13 protein-coding genes and 1 pseudogene are annotated in these 16,371 nt (G+C 69.4%); 10 read left to right on the forward strand and 4 right to left on the reverse strand.

The genetic code is table 11. The features are described 5' to 3' along the window. Window positions 1-84 precede the first annotated feature (84 nt). Window positions 85-894 carry a GNAT family N-acetyltransferase gene (locus ACFY01_RS10665; RefSeq protein ID WP_390735327.1) on the forward strand — a complete coding sequence of 270 codons (810 nt, stop codon included), beginning with the start codon at window positions 85-87 and terminating at the stop codon, window positions 892-894. Window positions 895-1,064: 170 nt separating this feature from the next. Then, window positions 1,065-3,041, forward strand: a complete 1,977-nt coding sequence (locus tag ACFY01_RS10670; protein ID WP_390735328.1) for an ATP-dependent DNA helicase — start codon at window positions 1,065-1,067, stop codon at window positions 3,039-3,041. Between the two features lie 165 nt (window positions 3,042-3,206). Here the strand turns inward: ACFY01_RS10670 and lexA are convergent, their stop codons facing one another. Then, entirely contained in the window at window positions 3,207-3,986 is a 780-nt protein-coding gene (gene lexA / locus ACFY01_RS10675; RefSeq protein WP_235460597.1) for a transcriptional repressor LexA, read from the reverse strand. A 505-nt stretch (window positions 3,987-4,491) separates the two neighbouring features. Between lexA and nrdR the strand changes: the two genes are divergently transcribed. Both nrdR and ACFY01_RS10685 read left to right on the forward strand, forming a co-directional pair. Next, a complete protein-coding gene (nrdR, locus tag ACFY01_RS10680; protein ID WP_390735329.1) occupies window positions 4,492-5,043 on the forward strand; it encodes a transcriptional regulator NrdR in 552 nt (183 codons plus the stop codon). 164 nt (window positions 5,044-5,207) lie between these two features. Next, entirely contained in the window at window positions 5,208-8,102 is a 2,895-nt protein-coding gene (locus tag ACFY01_RS10685; RefSeq protein ID WP_390735330.1) for a vitamin B12-dependent ribonucleotide reductase, read from the forward strand. A gap of 49 nt (window positions 8,103-8,151) precedes the next feature. Here the strand turns inward: ACFY01_RS10685 and ACFY01_RS10690 are convergent. Continuing rightward, window positions 8,152-8,700, reverse strand: a pseudogene (locus ACFY01_RS10690) (TerD family protein); the annotation flags it as partial. Window positions 8,701-8,835: 135 nt separating this feature from the next. Between ACFY01_RS10690 and ACFY01_RS10695 the strand changes: the two are divergent. From ACFY01_RS10695 to ACFY01_RS10705, 3 genes are all read left to right on the forward strand, one after another. Further along, a complete protein-coding gene (locus tag ACFY01_RS10695) occupies window positions 8,836-9,441 on the forward strand; it encodes a YdbC family protein (protein ID WP_390735331.1) in 606 nt (201 codons plus the stop codon). Between the two features lie 119 nt (window positions 9,442-9,560). After that, on the forward strand, window positions 9,561-10,220 hold the full coding sequence (locus ACFY01_RS10700; RefSeq protein ID WP_390735332.1) for a histidine phosphatase family protein: 660 nt from the start codon (window positions 9,561-9,563) through the stop codon (window positions 10,218-10,220). Between the two features lie 12 nt (window positions 10,221-10,232). Then, complete coding sequence (locus ACFY01_RS10705) at window positions 10,233-11,138, forward strand: ADP-ribosylglycohydrolase family protein (protein ID WP_390735333.1); 906 nt, start codon at window positions 10,233-10,235, stop codon at window positions 11,136-11,138. Between the two features lie 327 nt (window positions 11,139-11,465). Here the strand turns inward: ACFY01_RS10705 and ACFY01_RS10710 are convergent, their stop codons facing one another. Further along, window positions 11,466-13,013: an MFS transporter gene (locus tag ACFY01_RS10710; protein ID WP_390735334.1), complete on the reverse strand. Its 1,548-nt coding sequence runs from the start codon at window positions 13,011-13,013 to the stop codon at window positions 11,466-11,468. Between the two features lie 184 nt (window positions 13,014-13,197). Between ACFY01_RS10710 and ACFY01_RS10715 the strand changes: the two genes are divergently transcribed. The 3 genes from ACFY01_RS10715 (at window position 13,198) to ACFY01_RS10725 (ending at window position 15,311) form a co-directional block, all read left to right on the forward strand. Next, complete coding sequence (locus tag ACFY01_RS10715) at window positions 13,198-13,821, forward strand: TetR/AcrR family transcriptional regulator (protein WP_390735335.1); 624 nt, start codon at window positions 13,198-13,200, stop codon at window positions 13,819-13,821. Between the two features lie 81 nt (window positions 13,822-13,902). Beyond that, complete coding sequence (locus ACFY01_RS10720) at window positions 13,903-14,604, forward strand: ribonuclease HII (protein WP_390735336.1); 702 nt, start codon at window positions 13,903-13,905, stop codon at window positions 14,602-14,604. A gap of 68 nt (window positions 14,605-14,672) precedes the next feature. After that, window positions 14,673-15,311: a hypothetical protein gene (locus tag ACFY01_RS10725; RefSeq protein ID WP_390735337.1), complete on the forward strand. Its 639-nt coding sequence runs from the start codon at window positions 14,673-14,675 to the stop codon at window positions 15,309-15,311. A 325-nt stretch (window positions 15,312-15,636) separates the two neighbouring features. Here the strand turns inward: ACFY01_RS10725 and ACFY01_RS10730 are convergent, their stop codons facing one another. After that, window positions 15,637-16,257, reverse strand: a complete 621-nt coding sequence (locus ACFY01_RS10730; RefSeq protein ID WP_390735338.1) for a hypothetical protein — start codon at window positions 16,255-16,257, stop codon at window positions 15,637-15,639. Between the last annotated feature and the right edge of the window lie 114 nt (window positions 16,258-16,371).

Raw genomic sequence — 16,371 nt, forward strand, 5'->3', positions numbered from 1 at the left:
ACCCACAGCACGACAGCAGGACAGCACCGACTTCATCCACAACCGAGGAACATGACCCACCCCGTCTCCTGAGAGGAGCGCGCCGTGCCTCCCATCGACGCGAGCACCGACGCCGGACCCGTTCCCGCACCCGTCCACCACCCGGACTGCGCGGATCCGGGCGGCGACGGCGAGGACACACTGGAGCTGCGGCTGCCCGACGAATTCGTCACTCTCTTCACCGCGGAGACGGCCGGCACCGCACCCTGCGGTGGCTGTGCGCCTGCCGGAGGGCACGCACTCGGCGGCACAATGCAGACCGGCGCGCAGTCCGCGTCCACCGACGACCTGCTCGACGGAGCCGGAGGCTGGGGCCCCGTCGCCACACCCGTAGGCACGTTCGAGCTGGCCCGGGTCCGAGTCGAGCGTGACCTGCCGCTCATCAGCCGCTGGATGAACGATCCCGCCGTCTCCGCGTTCTGGGGGCTGGCCGGTTCCCCCACGCGGACCGAGGAACACGTGCGCGCCCAACTGGACGGCGACGGACGCAGCGTCCCCTGCGTCGGGATGCTGGACGGCACCCCGATGAGCTACTGGGAGGTGTACCGGGCCGACCTGGACCCGCTGGCCCGCCACTACCCGGCCCGCCCGCACGACACCGGGATCCATCTCCTCATCGGCGCGGTCGCCGACCGCGGGCAGGGCCTCGGCTCGGCCCTGCTCAGATCGGTCGCCGACCTGGTCCTGGACCACCGTCCGGCCTGCGCTCGCGTCGTCGCGGAACCCGACCTTCGCAACACCCCCTCCGTTGCCGCTTTCCTGAGCGCCGGTTTCCGGTTCGGCGCCGAGGTCGACCTGCCCGCCAAGCGGGCCGCCCTCATGCTCCGGGACCGGACCCTGCGCCATCTGATGTAGCACTGCGTGATGACGCCGTCACAGGTGGAACGAAGCCCGAGCCGACCCGGTTCCCAGCCGGCCGGACGAATTGGAAATTTCTTGATCCCGCCCCGCGTCCCCGCGTTCCCACCCCCGGTTCCGGACTTGATCGCCCGATTGTCAGCGCTGGGCCGTAGGGTTGACGCGCTATGACGAAGTCCTCTCTCCCCGAACTCCTGCACGCGGCTGTCGCAGCCGTCGGCGGCACGGAGCGCCCCGGCCAGGTCACCATGGCCGAAGCGGTCGCCGAAGCGATCGACGACGGATCCCACCTGCTGGTCCAGGCCGGCACCGGCACCGGAAAGTCGCTGGGCTACCTCGTGCCGGCGCTCGCGCACGGGGAGCGCGTCGTCGTGGCGACCGCCACCCTGGCCCTGCAACGCCAGCTCGTGGAGCGCGACCTGCCACGCACGGTGGATGCGCTGCACCCGCTGCTGCGCCGCCGCCCGGACTTCGCCATGCTCAAGGGCCGGTCGAACTACCTGTGCCTGCACCGTCTGCACGAGGGCATGCCACAGGACGAGGAGGAGGGCCTGTTCGACCAGTTCGAGGCCGCCGCTCCGACCAGCAAACTGGGCCAGGACCTGCTGCGGCTGCGTGACTGGTCGGACGAGACCGAGACGGGCGACCGGGACGACCTCACTCCAGGCGTCTCGGACCGCGCATGGTCCCAGGTGTCGGTGTCCTCCCGGGAGTGCCTGGGCGCGTCGAAGTGCGCGTACGGCGCCGAGTGCTTCGCCGAGATGGCCCGCGAACGGGCCAAGCTCGCCGAGGTCGTCGTCACCAACCACGCTCTGCTCGCCATCGACGCGATCGAGGGCGCGCCCGTGCTTCCGCAGCACGAGGTGCTGATCGTGGACGAGGCGCACGAGCTGGTCTCGCGCGTCACCGGTGTCGCGACGGGCGAGCTCACGCCCGGCCAGGTCAACCGCGCGGTGCGCCGCGCCGCCAAGCTGGTCAACGAGAAGGCCGCCGACCAACTGCAGACCGCGGCCGAGGGCTTCGAGCGGCTGATGGAACTCGCTCTGCCGGGCCGCCTGGAGGAGATCCCGGAGGACCTCGGCTACGCCCTGATGGCCCTGCGGGACGCTGCGCGCACGGTCATCTCGGCGATCGGCGCGACCCGCGACAAGTCGGTCCAGGACGAGGACGCGGTCCGCAAGCAGGCCCTCGCCTCCGTGGAGACCGTGCACGACGTGGCCGAGCGCGTCGTCAACGGCTCCGAGTGGGACGTCGTCTGGTACGAGCGCCACGACCGTTTCGGTGCCTCCCTGCGTGTCGCCCCCATGTCCGTCTCCGGCCTCCTCAGGGAGAAGCTCTTCGCGGACCGCTCCGTCGTCCTCACCTCCGCGACGCTCAAGCTCGGCGGTGACTTCAACGGCGTCGGAGCCTCGGTGGGGCTTGCCCCCGAGGGCACGGAGGGCGAGGACATCCCCCAGTGGAAAGGCGTCGACGTCGGCTCGCCCTTCGACTACCGCAAGCAGGGCATCCTGTACGTCGCCAAGCACCTGGCCCGTCCCGCGCGGGACGGCGACCGTGTCGACATGCTCGACGAGCTGACCGAGCTCATCGAGGCCGCCGGTGGCCGCACACTCGGCTTGTTCTCCTCGATGCGCGCCGCACAGCTCGCCGCGGATGAGCTCCGTTCCCGCATCCCGCAGTTCCCGATCCTGCTCCAGGGAGAGGAGACCCTCGGCGAACTGATCAAGAACTTCGCGGCGGATCCGAAGACGTGTCTCTTCGGCACGCTGTCGCTGTGGCAGGGCGTCGACGTCCCCGGCCCCAGCTGTCAGCTGGTCGTGATGGACAAGATCCCGTTCCCGCGCCCCGACGACCCGTTGATGAGCGCCCGCCAGAAGGCGGTGGAGGACGCCGGCGGCAACGGTTTCATGGCGGTCGCCGCCACGCACGCCGCGCTCCTCATGGCTCAGGGTGCCGGCCGTCTCGTACGGGCGTCGGGGGACCGGGGCGTGGTGGCCGTACTGGACCAGCGGCTGGCCACCGCGCGGTACGGCGGTTATCTCAAGACGTCCCTGCCCGACTTCTGGTACACCACGGACCGCAATCAGGTCCGGAAGTCGCTGGCCGCCATCGACGCGGCGGCGAAGCAGGCGGAGGCGAGCTGATCGCGGGTGGCGCGTCCCCCTGCCGGGACGGGCCACCCTGCCGCAGGCACCGCGATCCGCCCGGCACCGCGCCCTCAGTCCGCACAGCACAGGGCCCCGGAACCGGCGCAGGGGTTCCGGGGCCCGGTCAGTGGACGAGCCGTCTTCGGCCGTCCGCCGCGGCCGTCACACGCGCCGCAGCACCGCGACGACCTTGCCCAGGATGGTGGCGTCGTCACCGGGGATCGGCTCGTAGGCCGAGTTGTGGGGCAGGAGCCAGACGTGGCCGTCCTCGCGCTTGAAGCGCTTGACGGTGGCCTCGCCGTCGAGCATGGCCGCCACGATGTCGCCGTTCTCGGCGACCGGCTGGCGGCGGACGGTGACCCAGTCGCCGTCGCAGATCGCGGCCTCGATCATGGAGTCGCCGACCACCTTGAGGACGAAGAGCTCGCCGTCGCCGACCAGCTGCCGGGGCAGCGGGAAGACGTCCTCGACCGACTCCTCGGCGAGGATCGGGCCACCGGCGGCGATACGGCCGACCAGTGGGACGTACGACGCGGCCGGCTTGCCCGCGGTGTCGGTGGGCTGGACCGTCACCGCCTGGTCGGAGCCGCGTACCTCGTACGCGCGCGGGCGGTGCGGGTCACGGCGCAGGAAGCCCTTGCGTTCCAGCGCCATCAACTGGTGCGCGACCGAGGATGTGCTGGAGAGGCCGACGGCCTGGCCGATCTCCCGCATCGACGGCGGGTAGCCCCGCCGCTGTACGGAGTCCCTGATGACCTCGATCACCCGGCGTTGCCGGTCGGTGAGTCCGGAGCTGTCCGCCCGGATGCCTGGAGGTCGGCCCGGTAGGGAGCGCTTGTGTCCCTCGGGATTCGTGGCTTCGTTCATCGCGTGCACCGGCTCGAGTCGGCCCTGGGAGCGGTCCTGGGCGGTGATGGTGGCACTGTCTGCGGTGGTGGTCACGTCGGCCCCTCTCGATGGTCTCCCTGCTGCACAACGGTAGTTGCTTTCGAAAGGTTGCGCCAAACACACGTTCGAGTGAAAAAACGTGATTCACCTGACGCGATCGTGTGTGTAGGTGTATAGCCAACGCGGCACCTGGCGGACAAAAGGGCTCATTGTTGTACTCTTCACCGCCGGGGTGACGACCTCGTGGGTTGCGTCCCCAGTCTGCCATCCGGAAGCCCGTCAACCCGGTACCGGACCCCTTCTGTGCCGGAGTCCTACGTGTCCTCCGTGCCGCGCCCACGGTATCTCCGTATCCGCACCCGCGGTGCGTCTGCGACACGCGCGCGTGTTGGTGTATGAGCCAAGCCCTACATGTAGTGGTTGGATTGCTACAGCTACCCACAAGTTGTGGTCCCCGGGGTCGGTGGTGCTTCTGTGATCCCCTATGCTTGTGGCTGCTCCGAGAGGCCCATGAGGTCTTCTGGGGCTGTTCAGTCTGCTGTGAGGAGGGTTGGAGATCATGCACTGCCCCTTCTGCAGGCACCCCGACAGCCGCGTGGTCGACAGTCGTACGACCGACGACGGCACGTCGATCCGCAGGCGCCGCCAGTGCCCTGACTGCTCCCGTCGTTTCACGACCGTGGAGACGTGCTCGCTCATGGTGGTCAAGCGGTCCGGAGTCACCGAGCCTTTCAGCCGTACCAAGGTCATCAACGGCGTGCGCAAGGCATGTCAGGGACGGCCTGTCACCGAGGACGCACTCGCCCAGCTCGGCCAGCGGGTCGAGGAGGCGGTGCGGGCCACCGGAAGCGCCGAGCTGACCACCCATGACGTGGGGCTGGCCATACTCGGCCCGTTGCAGGAGCTCGACCTCGTCGCTTATCTGCGATTCGCCTCCGTCTACCGGGCATTCGACTCGCTCGAGGACTTCGAGGCCGCCATCGCGGAACTCAGGGAGGCGACGCGAGGCCCCGCCGCGGACGACGAAGACGCGGGAGCGGGGAGCAAGGAAGACGACCGCGGGCGCGCAGGGACTGCCCATGTCCCCGTGCCCGCCCACGTTGCCGACTGACCGGCGGGCCGGAACAGGGCGGAGACACCGGTTCCGGCAGGACGGCGGCGACCACAGACCTGTTGCGGGCGACAGCGTGAGGGTGTCCGCAACACAAGACAGAACACCGTGCCACGGGAACATCGTGGCATTTCAGGGCGTTTTCGCCCGTACAGGGAGGCGGCATGACAGAGACGGCGAGCGGTCCGGCACGAGGTTCCCGATCCAAGGGCGCCAAGGCCACCAAGGGGCTGCGTATCGAGCGCATCCACACCACCCCCGGAGTGCACCCGTACGACGAGGTGAGCTGGGAGCGCCGTGACGTCGTCATGACCAACTGGCGCGACGGCTCGGTCAATTTCGAGCAGCGTGGCGTCGAGTTCCCGGACTTCTGGTCCGTGAACGCGGTCAACATCGTCACCAGCAAGTACTTCCGCGGTGCCGTGGGCACCCCGCAGCGCGAGGTCAGCCTCAAGCAGCTGATCGACCGCATCGTGAAGACGTACCGGAAGGCCGGCGAGGACCACAAGTACTTCGCCTCGCCCGCCGACGCCGAGATCTTCGAGCACGAGCTGGCGTACGCCCTCCTGCACCAGATCTTCAGCTTCAACAGCCCCGTCTGGTTCAACGTCGGCACCCCGCAGCCCCAGCAGGTGTCCGCCTGCTTCATCCTGTCCGTCGACGACTCCATGGAGTCGATCCTCGACTGGTACAAGGAAGAGGGCATGATCTTCAAGGGCGGCTCCGGGGCCGGCCTGAACCTCTCCCGGATCCGCTCCTCCAAGGAACTGCTGTCCTCCGGCGGCAACGCCTCCGGTCCCGTCTCCTTCATGCGTGGTGCCGACGCCTCCGCAGGAACGATCAAGTCCGGTGGCGCCACCCGCCGCGCCGCCAAGATGGTCATCCTGGACGTCGACCACCCCGACATCGAGGACTTCATCGAGACCAAGGTCAAGGAGGAGGAGAAGATCCGCGCCCTCCGCGACGCGGGCTTCGACATGGACCTCGGTGGCGAGGACATCACCTCCGTCCAGTACCAGAACGCCAACAACTCCGTCCGGGTCAACGACGAGTTCATGAAGGCGGTCGAGCAGGGCAGCACCTTCGGCCTGCGCGCCCGGATGACCGGTGAGGTCATCGAGGAGGTCGACGCCAAGTCCCTCTTCCGCAAGATGGCCGAGGCCGCCTGGGCCTGCGCCGACCCGGGCATCCAGTACGACGACACCATCAACCACTGGCACACCTGCCCGGAGTCCGGCCGTATCAACGGCTCGAACCCGTGCAGCGAGTACATGCACCTGGACAACACGTCCTGCAACCTCGCCTCGCTGAACCTCATGAAGTTCCTCAAGGACGACGGCCTGGGCAACCAGTCCTTCGAGGTCGAGCGCTTCGCCAAGGTCGTCGAGCTCGTCATCACGGCGATGGACATCTCCATCTGCTTCGCCGACTTCCCGACCCAGAAGATCGGCGAGAACACGCGCGCGTTCCGCCAGCTCGGCATCGGCTACGCCAACCTCGGCGCCCTGCTGATGGCCACGGGCCACGCCTACGACTCCGACGGCGGCCGCGCGCTGGCCGGTGCGGTCACCTCCCTCATGAACGCCACCGCCTACAAGCGCTCCGCCGAACTCGCCGCGGTCGTCGGTCCGTACGACGGCTATGCCCGCAACGCCGACGCCCACAAGCGCGTCATGAAGCAGCACGCCGACGCCAACGCCGTGGCCGTCCGCATGGACGACCTGGACACCCCGGTCTGGGCCGCGGCCACGGAGGCCTGGCAGGACGTCCTGCGCATCGGCGAGCAGAACGGTTTCCGTAACTCCCAGGCGTCCGTCATCGCCCCGACCGGCACCATCGGTCTCGCGATGTCCTGCGACACCACCGGCCTCGAGCCCGACCTCGCCCTGGTCAAGTTCAAGAAGCTGGTCGGCGGCGGCTCGATGCAGATCGTCAACGGCACCGTCCCGCAGGCACTGCGCCGCCTGGGGTACCAGGAGGAGCAGATCGAGGCGATCGTCGCCCACATCGCCGAGCACGGCAATGTGATCGACGCGCCCGGCCTCAAGCCCGAGCACTACGAGGTGTTCGACTGCGCCATGGGCGAGCGCGCCATCTCCCCCATGGGCCACGTCCGCATGATGGCCGCGATCCAGCCGTGGATCTCCGGCGCCCTGTCCAAGACGGTCAACATGCCGGAGTCGGCGACCGTCGAGGAGGTCGAGGAGATCTACTTCGAGGCCTGGAAGATGGGTATCAAGGCCCTCGCCATCTACCGCGACAACTGCAAGGTCGGCCAGCCGCTCTCCGCCAAGACCAAGGAGAAGGAGAAGGCCGAGGTCACGGAGAAGGCCGAGGCCACCATCCGCGAGGCGGTCGAGAAGGTCGTCGAGTACCGCCCGGTCCGCAAGCGCCTCCCCAAGGGACGTCCCGGCATCACCACCTCCTTCACCGTCGGCGGCGCCGAGGGCTACATGACCGCCAACTCCTACCCGGACGACGGTCTCGGCGAGGTCTTCCTGAAGATGTCCAAGCAGGGATCGACCCTCGCGGGCATGATGGACGCCTTCTCCATCGCCGTCTCGGTCGGCCTCCAGTACGGCGTGCCGCTGGAGACGTACGTCTCGAAGTTCACCAACATGCGCTTCGAGCCGGCCGGCATGACGGACGACCCGGACGTGCGGATGGCCCAGTCGATCGTCGACTACATCTTCCGCCGCCTGGCGCTGGACTTCCTGCCCTTCGAGACGCGCTCCGCGCTCGGCATCCACTCCGCCGAGGAGCGCCAGCGTCACCTCGAGACGGGCTCCTACGAGCCCACCGAGGACGAGGTCGACGTCGAGGGCCTGGCCCAGTCGGCGCCGCGCGCCCAGGAGCTGAAGGCCGTCGCCACCCCGAAGGCCGACTCCGAAGCGGAAAAGCCCGCCCCGAAGCAGGCCCACACCAGTGCCGAGCTGGTGGAGATGCAGCTGGGTATCCAGGCGGACGCCCCGCTGTGCTTCTCCTGCGGCACCAAGATGCAGCGGGCCGGCTCCTGCTACATCTGCGAGGGCTGCGGCTCGACCAGCGGTTGCAGCTGATGACAGGCATGGCCTGAGGTAAGGGGCGCCGGCCCAGGGCCGGCGCCCCTTACCGTTGCATCCGGCCCATGGATCTGGTGAAGGTCGCCGGGTCGTCTTCGAAGCCGTGCACGCCCGGGTGGAAGTTCCAGTCGCCGGACTCGTCGCGCACGAACTCCGCCACCGTCGCCGCCGTCGCCCCGAGTACCGAGCCGAAGTCGTCCTCGGCGAGCACGTTGTAACCCTCACGGATGCGCACCGCGGGGTTCAGGACCCCGACGAAGGTCCGGTCCACGAGGCGCTGCTGGATGACCACACCGACCACCACGCGCGTGTACCGGGTGTCGAGCCGGTCGAGCTCGAGGGTCATGACCTCGTCCCAGCCGAAGCCCCTGCCGTCGGTGCTGTCCCGGTTGAGGAAGATGGTGCCGTCGGGGGACCTGCTGTCGAAGTGCACCACGTACGCCGGAGCGCCGTGCGGGTCACCTGCGAGGAACGGCGCGGCAACGATGTCCAGATCGGTGGGCGGCTGCCCCACCGGACTCGGGTCCCACTTGAGTGCCACCTCGACTTTGCGGATCCCCTTGCTGAAGCCGGTCACCGGGCGTCCCCTTCCCCCCTGGAGGCTTCACTGCCTCAACTCCTGAGCAGTGACAGGTCTTTGTCCATCGTGCCATGGGCGCGGGGGCGCGTGCGCGGGCGATCTCCGCCGGAGCGTGACCGACGCCACGCCCCGTGGCCTTACCATGGCGCGGTGCTGGTCAAGTGGATTCGCTGCACCGTGGTGGACCGCCGCGGCTTCGAGCGGGGGCAGCGAAAGTGGGCGGGGCTTCTGGGGGAGCCGGGATTTCGGGGGCAGGGGGGAGGGTGGAGTCGACAGCGGCCCGGCGTGGCGCACATCTTCGCCTTCTGGGAGAGCCGTGCCTTCTACGACTCCTTCATGGCCCGTTCCCACGACCGGCTGGCGGCGTCGCAGTCAGGCACCTTCAAGGACATCCAGGTCAAACTGTTCGAGTACCGCTTCGACGTGAAGACCGGCTTCGAACCACGGTTCACGGACACCGACCTGATCCGGGTGGCCCTGTGCCGTGTCCACGAGGAACGCGTCGAGCACTTCACGCTCATGCAGGAGAAGGTCTGGAACCCGGCGATGGCCGGCTCTCCCGGAATGATCCGCGGCATGTTCGGTGAGGCTTCGGGGCAGGAGTTCCTGGTGTTGTCCATGTGGCGATCGGCGGCCGAACACGGCAAGTACCGCACCGAGCGTGTGGAACGCCTCGCCCTGCGCGCACAGACCGAGGCGGACATCGCCGCCCTCACCGGTGACATCGTGGAACTGGAGCCGAGCTGGACCGTTTGACACCCGCAACCCCGAGCCGACTGTGCTTGTGTGGTCCGTGGTGCGGGAAACATGTGACCTATGCCGTATGGAGCCCGTACGAGTGCTCGACCGGCTCTCATTCGATCTAGGGTTTTGGCATGGCACGACCACGGCGCATCGTTCTTGTCCGACACGGGGAGTCAACGGGCAATGTTGATGACTCCGTGTACGAGCGGGAGCCCGACCACGCTCTCGCGCTCACCGAGCGGGGCTGGCGGCAGGCGGAAGAGACCGGAAAGGCACTCCGCGAGGTGTTCGGACGCGAACGCGTGAGCGTGTACGTGTCCCCCTATCGGCGAACCCACGAGACCCTGCGAGCCTTCCATCTCGACCCGGACCTCATACGCGTGCGCGAGGAGCCCCGGCTGCGTGAGCAGGACTGGGGAAACTGGCAGGACCGCGACGACGTACGCCTCCAGAAGGCCTACCGGGACGCCTATGGGCACTTCTTCTTCCGCTTTCCGCAGGGAGAGTCCGGTGCCGACGTCTACGACCGGGTCGGCGGCTTCCTGGAGAGCCTCTTCCGCAGCTTCGAGGCCCCCGACCATCCGCCGAACGTCCTCCTGGTGACCCATGGCCTGGCCATGCGCCTCTTCTGCATGCGCTGGTTCCACTGGCCGGTCGCGGAGTTCGAGGCGCTGTCCAACCCCGGGAACGCCGAGATGCGCATGCTCGTTCTCGGGGACGACGGCAGGTACACCCTCGACCGGCCCTTCGAACGCTGGCGGGAACCGATGCCGTACTGGATCAACGGCTAGAGTGACAGGGCGATGACCGCTGACTCCTCTCCCCTCGACCGCCTGGCGCGCGCCCTGGCCAGCCTGCGCGGGCTCGCCGTGGGGGACGCGCTGGGCTCACAGTTCTTCGTTCCGGCGCACTACCCCCTGCTCAAGCGCCGCGAGCTGCCCGCCGGGCCGTGGCAGTGGACCGACGACACGGAAATGGCCTGCTCGGTGGTGGCCGTGCTGGCCGCCCACCACCGCATCGACCAGGACGCTCTGGCCCACTCCTTCGCTCACCACCACGACTTCGACCGGGGCTACGGCCCCGCGGTCAACCGATTGCTGCGTCTCGTCCGGGAAGGCGAGGACTGGCGAGAGCTGGCCGCCGCGCTCTTCAAAGGACAGGGCTCCTGGGGCAACGGCGCGGCGATGCGGATCGCGCCTCTCGGTGCCTGGTACGCGGACGACCCCGAGCAGGCCACCCATCAGGCGGAGATCTCCGCGTATCCCACGCACCAGCACCGCGAGGCCGTGGTCGGCGCCATGGCCGTCGCCGCGGCCGCCGCCCTGGTCGCGGCCCCCGACGGTCCGCCGAGCCCCGAAGCACTCCTCGACTCGGTCGTCGACCTCGTCCCGAAGAGCGCCGTCGGTGCGGGTCTGCGCCGCGCCCGCGACATGCTCGACTACGGCGACGCCGGCACCGTCGCCGCCGTACTGGGCTGTGGCCGGCGAACCAGCGCCCATGACACCGTGCCCTTCGCCCTCTGGTCGGCCGCCCGGTCCCTCGGTGACTACGAAGCGGCGTTCTGGACCACCGCCCAGGTCGGCGGTGACGTGGACACCACCTGCGCCATCGTCGGAGGTGTGCTGGCGGCCGGCAAGGCGGGGACGCCGCCTGCCGAGTGGGCGCAGCGGACGGAGCCGCTGCCGGACTGGGCCCCCACGACCGTGTGACGCCTGACGGCGCCTGAACACGGCTCGCCCGACGCCACGCCGAAACTCTGCGTGCTCGATGGGAACTGTGCGTGACCGGAGTGCGTTGTCCGGACAGGCGCCGTGCGACGGCGGAGGGCGCGCGGCCACCGGGCCGCTGGGCAGCAGGAGGTGGGGGGCGTGGCATACGCACGTGTAATGGCCCCTTTCGTGCTTCTTCGCATCTCCCGTCTCCGCGCCTGCTTGCCGGCGTCGCGGGCCGGAAGGCGGATGGCCGGCCCTACGCCCCTGCCGTCTGTCGCCCGGGCTCGGGTCGGCCATCCGCGGCCTTGCGCGGACCCGGTCGGTTCAGCCGATGCCCGGGCCCGCGCTGCCCGCGAGGGCCTCGAGGTCGCTCTTGCGCACCCTGATCACCAGACCGGCGGTGGCCAGGGCCAGTACGGCCATCGCGGCAGCGGGGACGAACGCGGTCGAGATGCCGTGGGCCAGCACCTCGTGTCCCCAAGGGGCGGGCAGCTGATGCGTCTTGGCGAACTCGGCCTGCTGCTGGGACGTGCCGTCGGCGAGGAACTTCGGCAGCTGCTTCTTCGCCTCGTCCTTGCTGGCGGACCCGAACACCGTGGTCAGGATGGACAACCCCAGCGAACCGCCCACCTGCTGCGTGGCGTTGAGCAGCCCGGACGCCGCGCCGGCCTCGTGCTGGGCGACGCCGGAGACCGCCGTGACCGTCACCGTCACGAAGTTCAGGCCCATGCCGAAGCCGAACACCAGCATCGGTCCGAGTACTCCGCCGAGGTAGGAGCTGTCGGGGCTGATGAAGGTCTGCCAGACGAGCCCGATCACCACGAGCGTCGAGCCCACCGTCATGAACGGCTTGGGGCCGAGGGCGGGAAGGAAACGCTGCGACAGCCCCGCGCCGACGGCGATGGCGACCGTCACGGGCAGGAAGGCCACACCGGCCTTGATCGGGCTGTAGCCCAGTACGTTCTGGACGAACAGGACGATGTAGAAGAACATGCCGAACATCGCCGCGGCCAGGCTCAACATGATCACATACGTGCCCGACCGGTTGCGGTCGGCGAACATCTTCAGCGGGGTGATCGGCTCCTTGGCCCGCCTCTCGGTGAAGGCGAAGGCCAGCAGCAGGACCACCGCGGCGCCGAAGGACCCGAGCGTCAGGCTGTCGCGCCAGCCTTCCTCGGACGCCCGGATGAAGCCGTAGACGAGCGTCGCCATGCCTGCCGTGGAGGTCAGCGCGCCCGCGATGTCGAAGCGCCCGGGGTGCCGTTCGGACTCGCTGATGTAGAGCGGTGTCAGGAAGGCGATCAGTACGCCGATCGGCACGTTGACGAAGAGCACCCAGCGCCAGTCGAGCCATTCGGTGAGCATGCCGCCCGCCAGCAGGCCGATGGCGCCACCACCCGCGGAGACCGCGGCGAACACACCGAACGCCCGGTTCCGCTCCGGGCCTTCGGGGAACGTGGTGGTGATGAGCGCCAGCGAGGTGGGCGACGCGATCGCGCCGCCCATGCCCTGAAGGGCTCGCGCCGCGAGCAGCTGCCAAGGTTCCTGCGCGAGACCCCCGAGCAGCGACGCGAAGGTGAACAGCAGGATTCCGGTCATGAAAACCCGGCGGCGGCCGAGGATGTCACCGGCGCGAGCGCCGAGCAGCAGCAGACCGCCGAAGGTGAGCGTGTAGGCGCTGACCACCCAGGTGAGGTCCGTGGTGCTGAACTTGAGCGCGTCTTGAATGTGCGGAAGCGCGATGTTCACAATCGTCGCGTCGAGTACCACCATGAGCTGGCAGGCTGCGATGACGGTGAGCGCGATGCCGGGATGCCCCTCCCGGCGGGCCGCTTTGGGCTTGTCGTCCTGAATCAGTTGAGAGGTTGTCACCTTGGTTCCCCCACAAAGCCGTTAGTGAACGCTCGCGTTCACTGTCGGGTCAACGGTAGTGAGTCCCCGATAGAGAACGCAAGCGTTCACTTAACTTGTCGCCGCGTCACGTCCCCCTTGCTGCCGCGCGGCGCCTGCCCTGTTGCCCTGAATCCCCGCTACCCCGCTCCCTGGAGAGACTCGGATGGTTACCTCGCGCTGGACGGCCGCTCCTGCCCGGCCGGCCGCCCCCCGCCGGCGCGGCGCCGTACTCGAACGCGCCATCCTGGACGCCGCGCTGGAGCAACTCAGTACGGTCGGCTGGAACGGCCTCACGATGGAGGGTGTCGCCGCCGGCGCGCAGACCGGCAAGGCGGCGGTGTACCGCCGCTGGCCGTCCAAGGAGGACCTCGTCGTGGACGCGCTCCAGGCCGGACTGCCGCGCCTCGAGGAGGCGCCTGATCTGGGAACGGTTCGCGAGGATCTGCTCGCGCTCTGCCTCCAGGCCCGCCGCGCCATGTTCTCCCGCCCGGGGTTCGCACTACGCGCTGTGATTCACGAATGCGATCCCGTTCAGGCGGAACGCTTTCATGGTGTGATCTTCAACGGTGTCGTAGAGCCGACGATCAGGCTGCTGCGTGACGTCATCACCCGAGGAATAGAGCGGGGTGAGGTGCGACCTGACGCGGCGAACAGCTTCGTCTTCGACGCCATTCCGGCGATGATGATGTATCGCTCAAAGGTTGCCGGAAGCGAATGGAGCGACCGGGATCTGGAGGAGATGATCGACCAGCTGATGCTTCCGCTGCTGCGACCGAACGGTCCCTGATCCCCGGCCGCACCGGTCTCGGCCGCGGTTGGGCAACCGGGGTGTCGCGCGGCGATCTCGGCGGCGTAGGCTTAGGGCGCCATGCCGTACGAACCACCTACTCACACCGTCGAGCGCTCACTTCGAGCCACGACCGGAGCCAAGGTCATTGCCGGTGTCGACGAGGTGGGGCGCGGCGCGTGGGCCGGGCCCGTGACCGTCTGCGCGGCGATCACAGGACTTCGCCGCCCGCCGCTGGGCCTCACCGACTCCAAGCTGCTGACCGTCAAGCGACGCTCGGAGCTCGCCGTGGTGCTGCGTCAGTGGGTGACGGCCTACTCCCTGGGACATGCCTCCCCGGAGGAGATCGACGATCTCGGGATGACGGCCGCGCTGCGGCTGGCTGCGGTCCGTGCCCTGGAAGCCCTGCCCGTCCGGCCCGAAGCGGTCATCCTCGACGGGAAGCACGACTATCTCGGCGCGCCCTGGAGGGTGCGCACAGTGATCAAGGGCGACCGGTCGTGCGTGGCTGTCGCGGCGGCGTCGGTGATCGCCAAGGTCCAGCGCGACAAAATGATGGCCGAACTGGGTATCGACCATGCAGACTTCGGTTTTGCGGACAACGCCGGGTATCCGTCACCCGTGCACAAGGCCGCACTGGAGGAGCGGGGCCCCACCCCGTACCACCGGTTGTCGTGGGCGTATCTTGATGCGCTGCCCCAGTGGCGGCACCTCAAGAAGGCCCGCAGCTGGGCGGATGGAAGCGTTCCGGAAATCGAGGGTCAGCTCGGCTTCGATTTCTGACCGTTCCGCTCGCACTGATGTACCACCCGGTCACGCGAGCCGCACCAACGTTTGATAAAAATCAGCTCATGCCTCTCATTCCCGAGGAGCCTCAGATTCACGAGAGTGCCCAGGGTCCCCGCGCCACCCCGGCCAGTGGCCGTACCGCGCCGACCCCCCGCCCCGTACCCGGCCCCCGCCCCGCGGCTCCGCCGCGTCCCGGTCGTCCGGGCCCTCTCCGGCCCGCGCCGCCGGTGCAACGCACGCCGCGTGACACGGCCACTGCCAAGCCGGGCCCGTCGGGTCCGGCCGCTGCCGCCGCCACCGCGACGGCCACCCCGCCGCAGATCCAGCTGATCCCCGCCTCCGCCGAGGGTGCCCTCGACGCGGCCGAGGAAGCGGTGGACCTGCTCCTGGAATCGGGTCGTGCCCCCGGTGAGGTGCTGGTGATCACCACCGGCGAACCGCACCCGTGGGCCGCCCACGAGCTGACCTTCGGCGAAGCCTCCTACTGGGCGCAGCACGACGCGGGCGACGACGTCTTCTACACCGATGCCGCCGTGGCCTCCCGCGCCGTGTCCCGACCCGTGGTCGTCGTCGCCGTCAACGGCGGTCCCGACACCGCTGCCGCCACCGCGCTTCCGCTGGCGCACGCGCGGGCAGGCGCCCTGCTGATCGTCTGCGGCGACCCGCAGCAGATCAACTCGGTGCTGGGCGCGGGCGTCTGATCCGCGTCCGGCCCGTCCTGGGGCACCGTAGGTGACGCTGGTGCCGCTGCGGCGGCACATGCACGGTGCGGCCTTCGGCATGCCCGCGTGACGGGCGGGACAGCGCTCCCCGCGCGCTATGGCGCGGGGATATCGCGCGCGGGGTTTCCGTGCTTTGTACGACGATGCCGGGGCCGTCCTGCGCCACTGCGGAGCGACCGTCACCGGAGGGCGATGCCGCCGTCGCGTCACCCCCTGGCGCCGTACGGCGCGGTGCCTGGTCGACAGGCGATCGCCGCGCGTCGCGGGGGTGCCGTAACGGCTCCTGTACCCGTGTGGGCCCAGCTCAGCGGGCCGCCGCGCGGCGAAGGACCTCCGAGACTGCGCCGCCGGTACGCGGCAGCGGGGGCGAAGCGTCCGAGGCGGCGAGGGACTCCGGTGCCGAGTCCGCGCTCGGGCGGCGTCCACCGCGGCCTTCGCCGAGGACCTGCCAGCCGTCCCGGGTCAACGTGATGTACGCCCCGCAGCGCAGCCCGTGCAGGGTGCAGGCGTCACGCAGGCCCCACATCCACGCGCCGTCCTCCTCCGTCCAACGCGCGTCCCCTTCGCGGCAGTAGAGCAGCACGGCGGTGCGCACCGGGGTGCGGCGCCGCAGGTCGTGCGGAATGACCCGGCGGAGCTGTGCCAGCAGCGCGTTACGGAACATCCAGCCGTCGGCCGGGGCCGCGCGGCGGGTGAACGAGGCACTGGCGCACAACCGGTCCTCCGGGTCCAGGACGGCCACGATCGCGGTGGCCGGCTTGGGACGGTGCCGGGCGTGCAGCCCGCTGACCACCTCGCGGGGGTTGCGCAGCAGCGGGATTCCGGCGGCGGCCCATTCCGCCGGCTCGAGCAGGCGACTGGCGGACGCGGCGGACGCGGACGTCGACAGCGATGCCGCCGAGGACGGAGCGAATCCGAAGGTCACGTTCCTCCCTTCGGCTACGCGCCCACACTGCGGGCGAGGTCGGATTTCAGGGGAGCGCGCACCGCAGCAGAACCCAGCCGGATCACGGACGAGCCGTGCGGGGAGCGGACTTCA

The organism is Streptomyces sp. NPDC001480 (assembly GCF_042894725.1).
Lineage (GTDB): Bacteria > Actinomycetota > Actinomycetes > Streptomycetales > Streptomycetaceae > Streptomyces.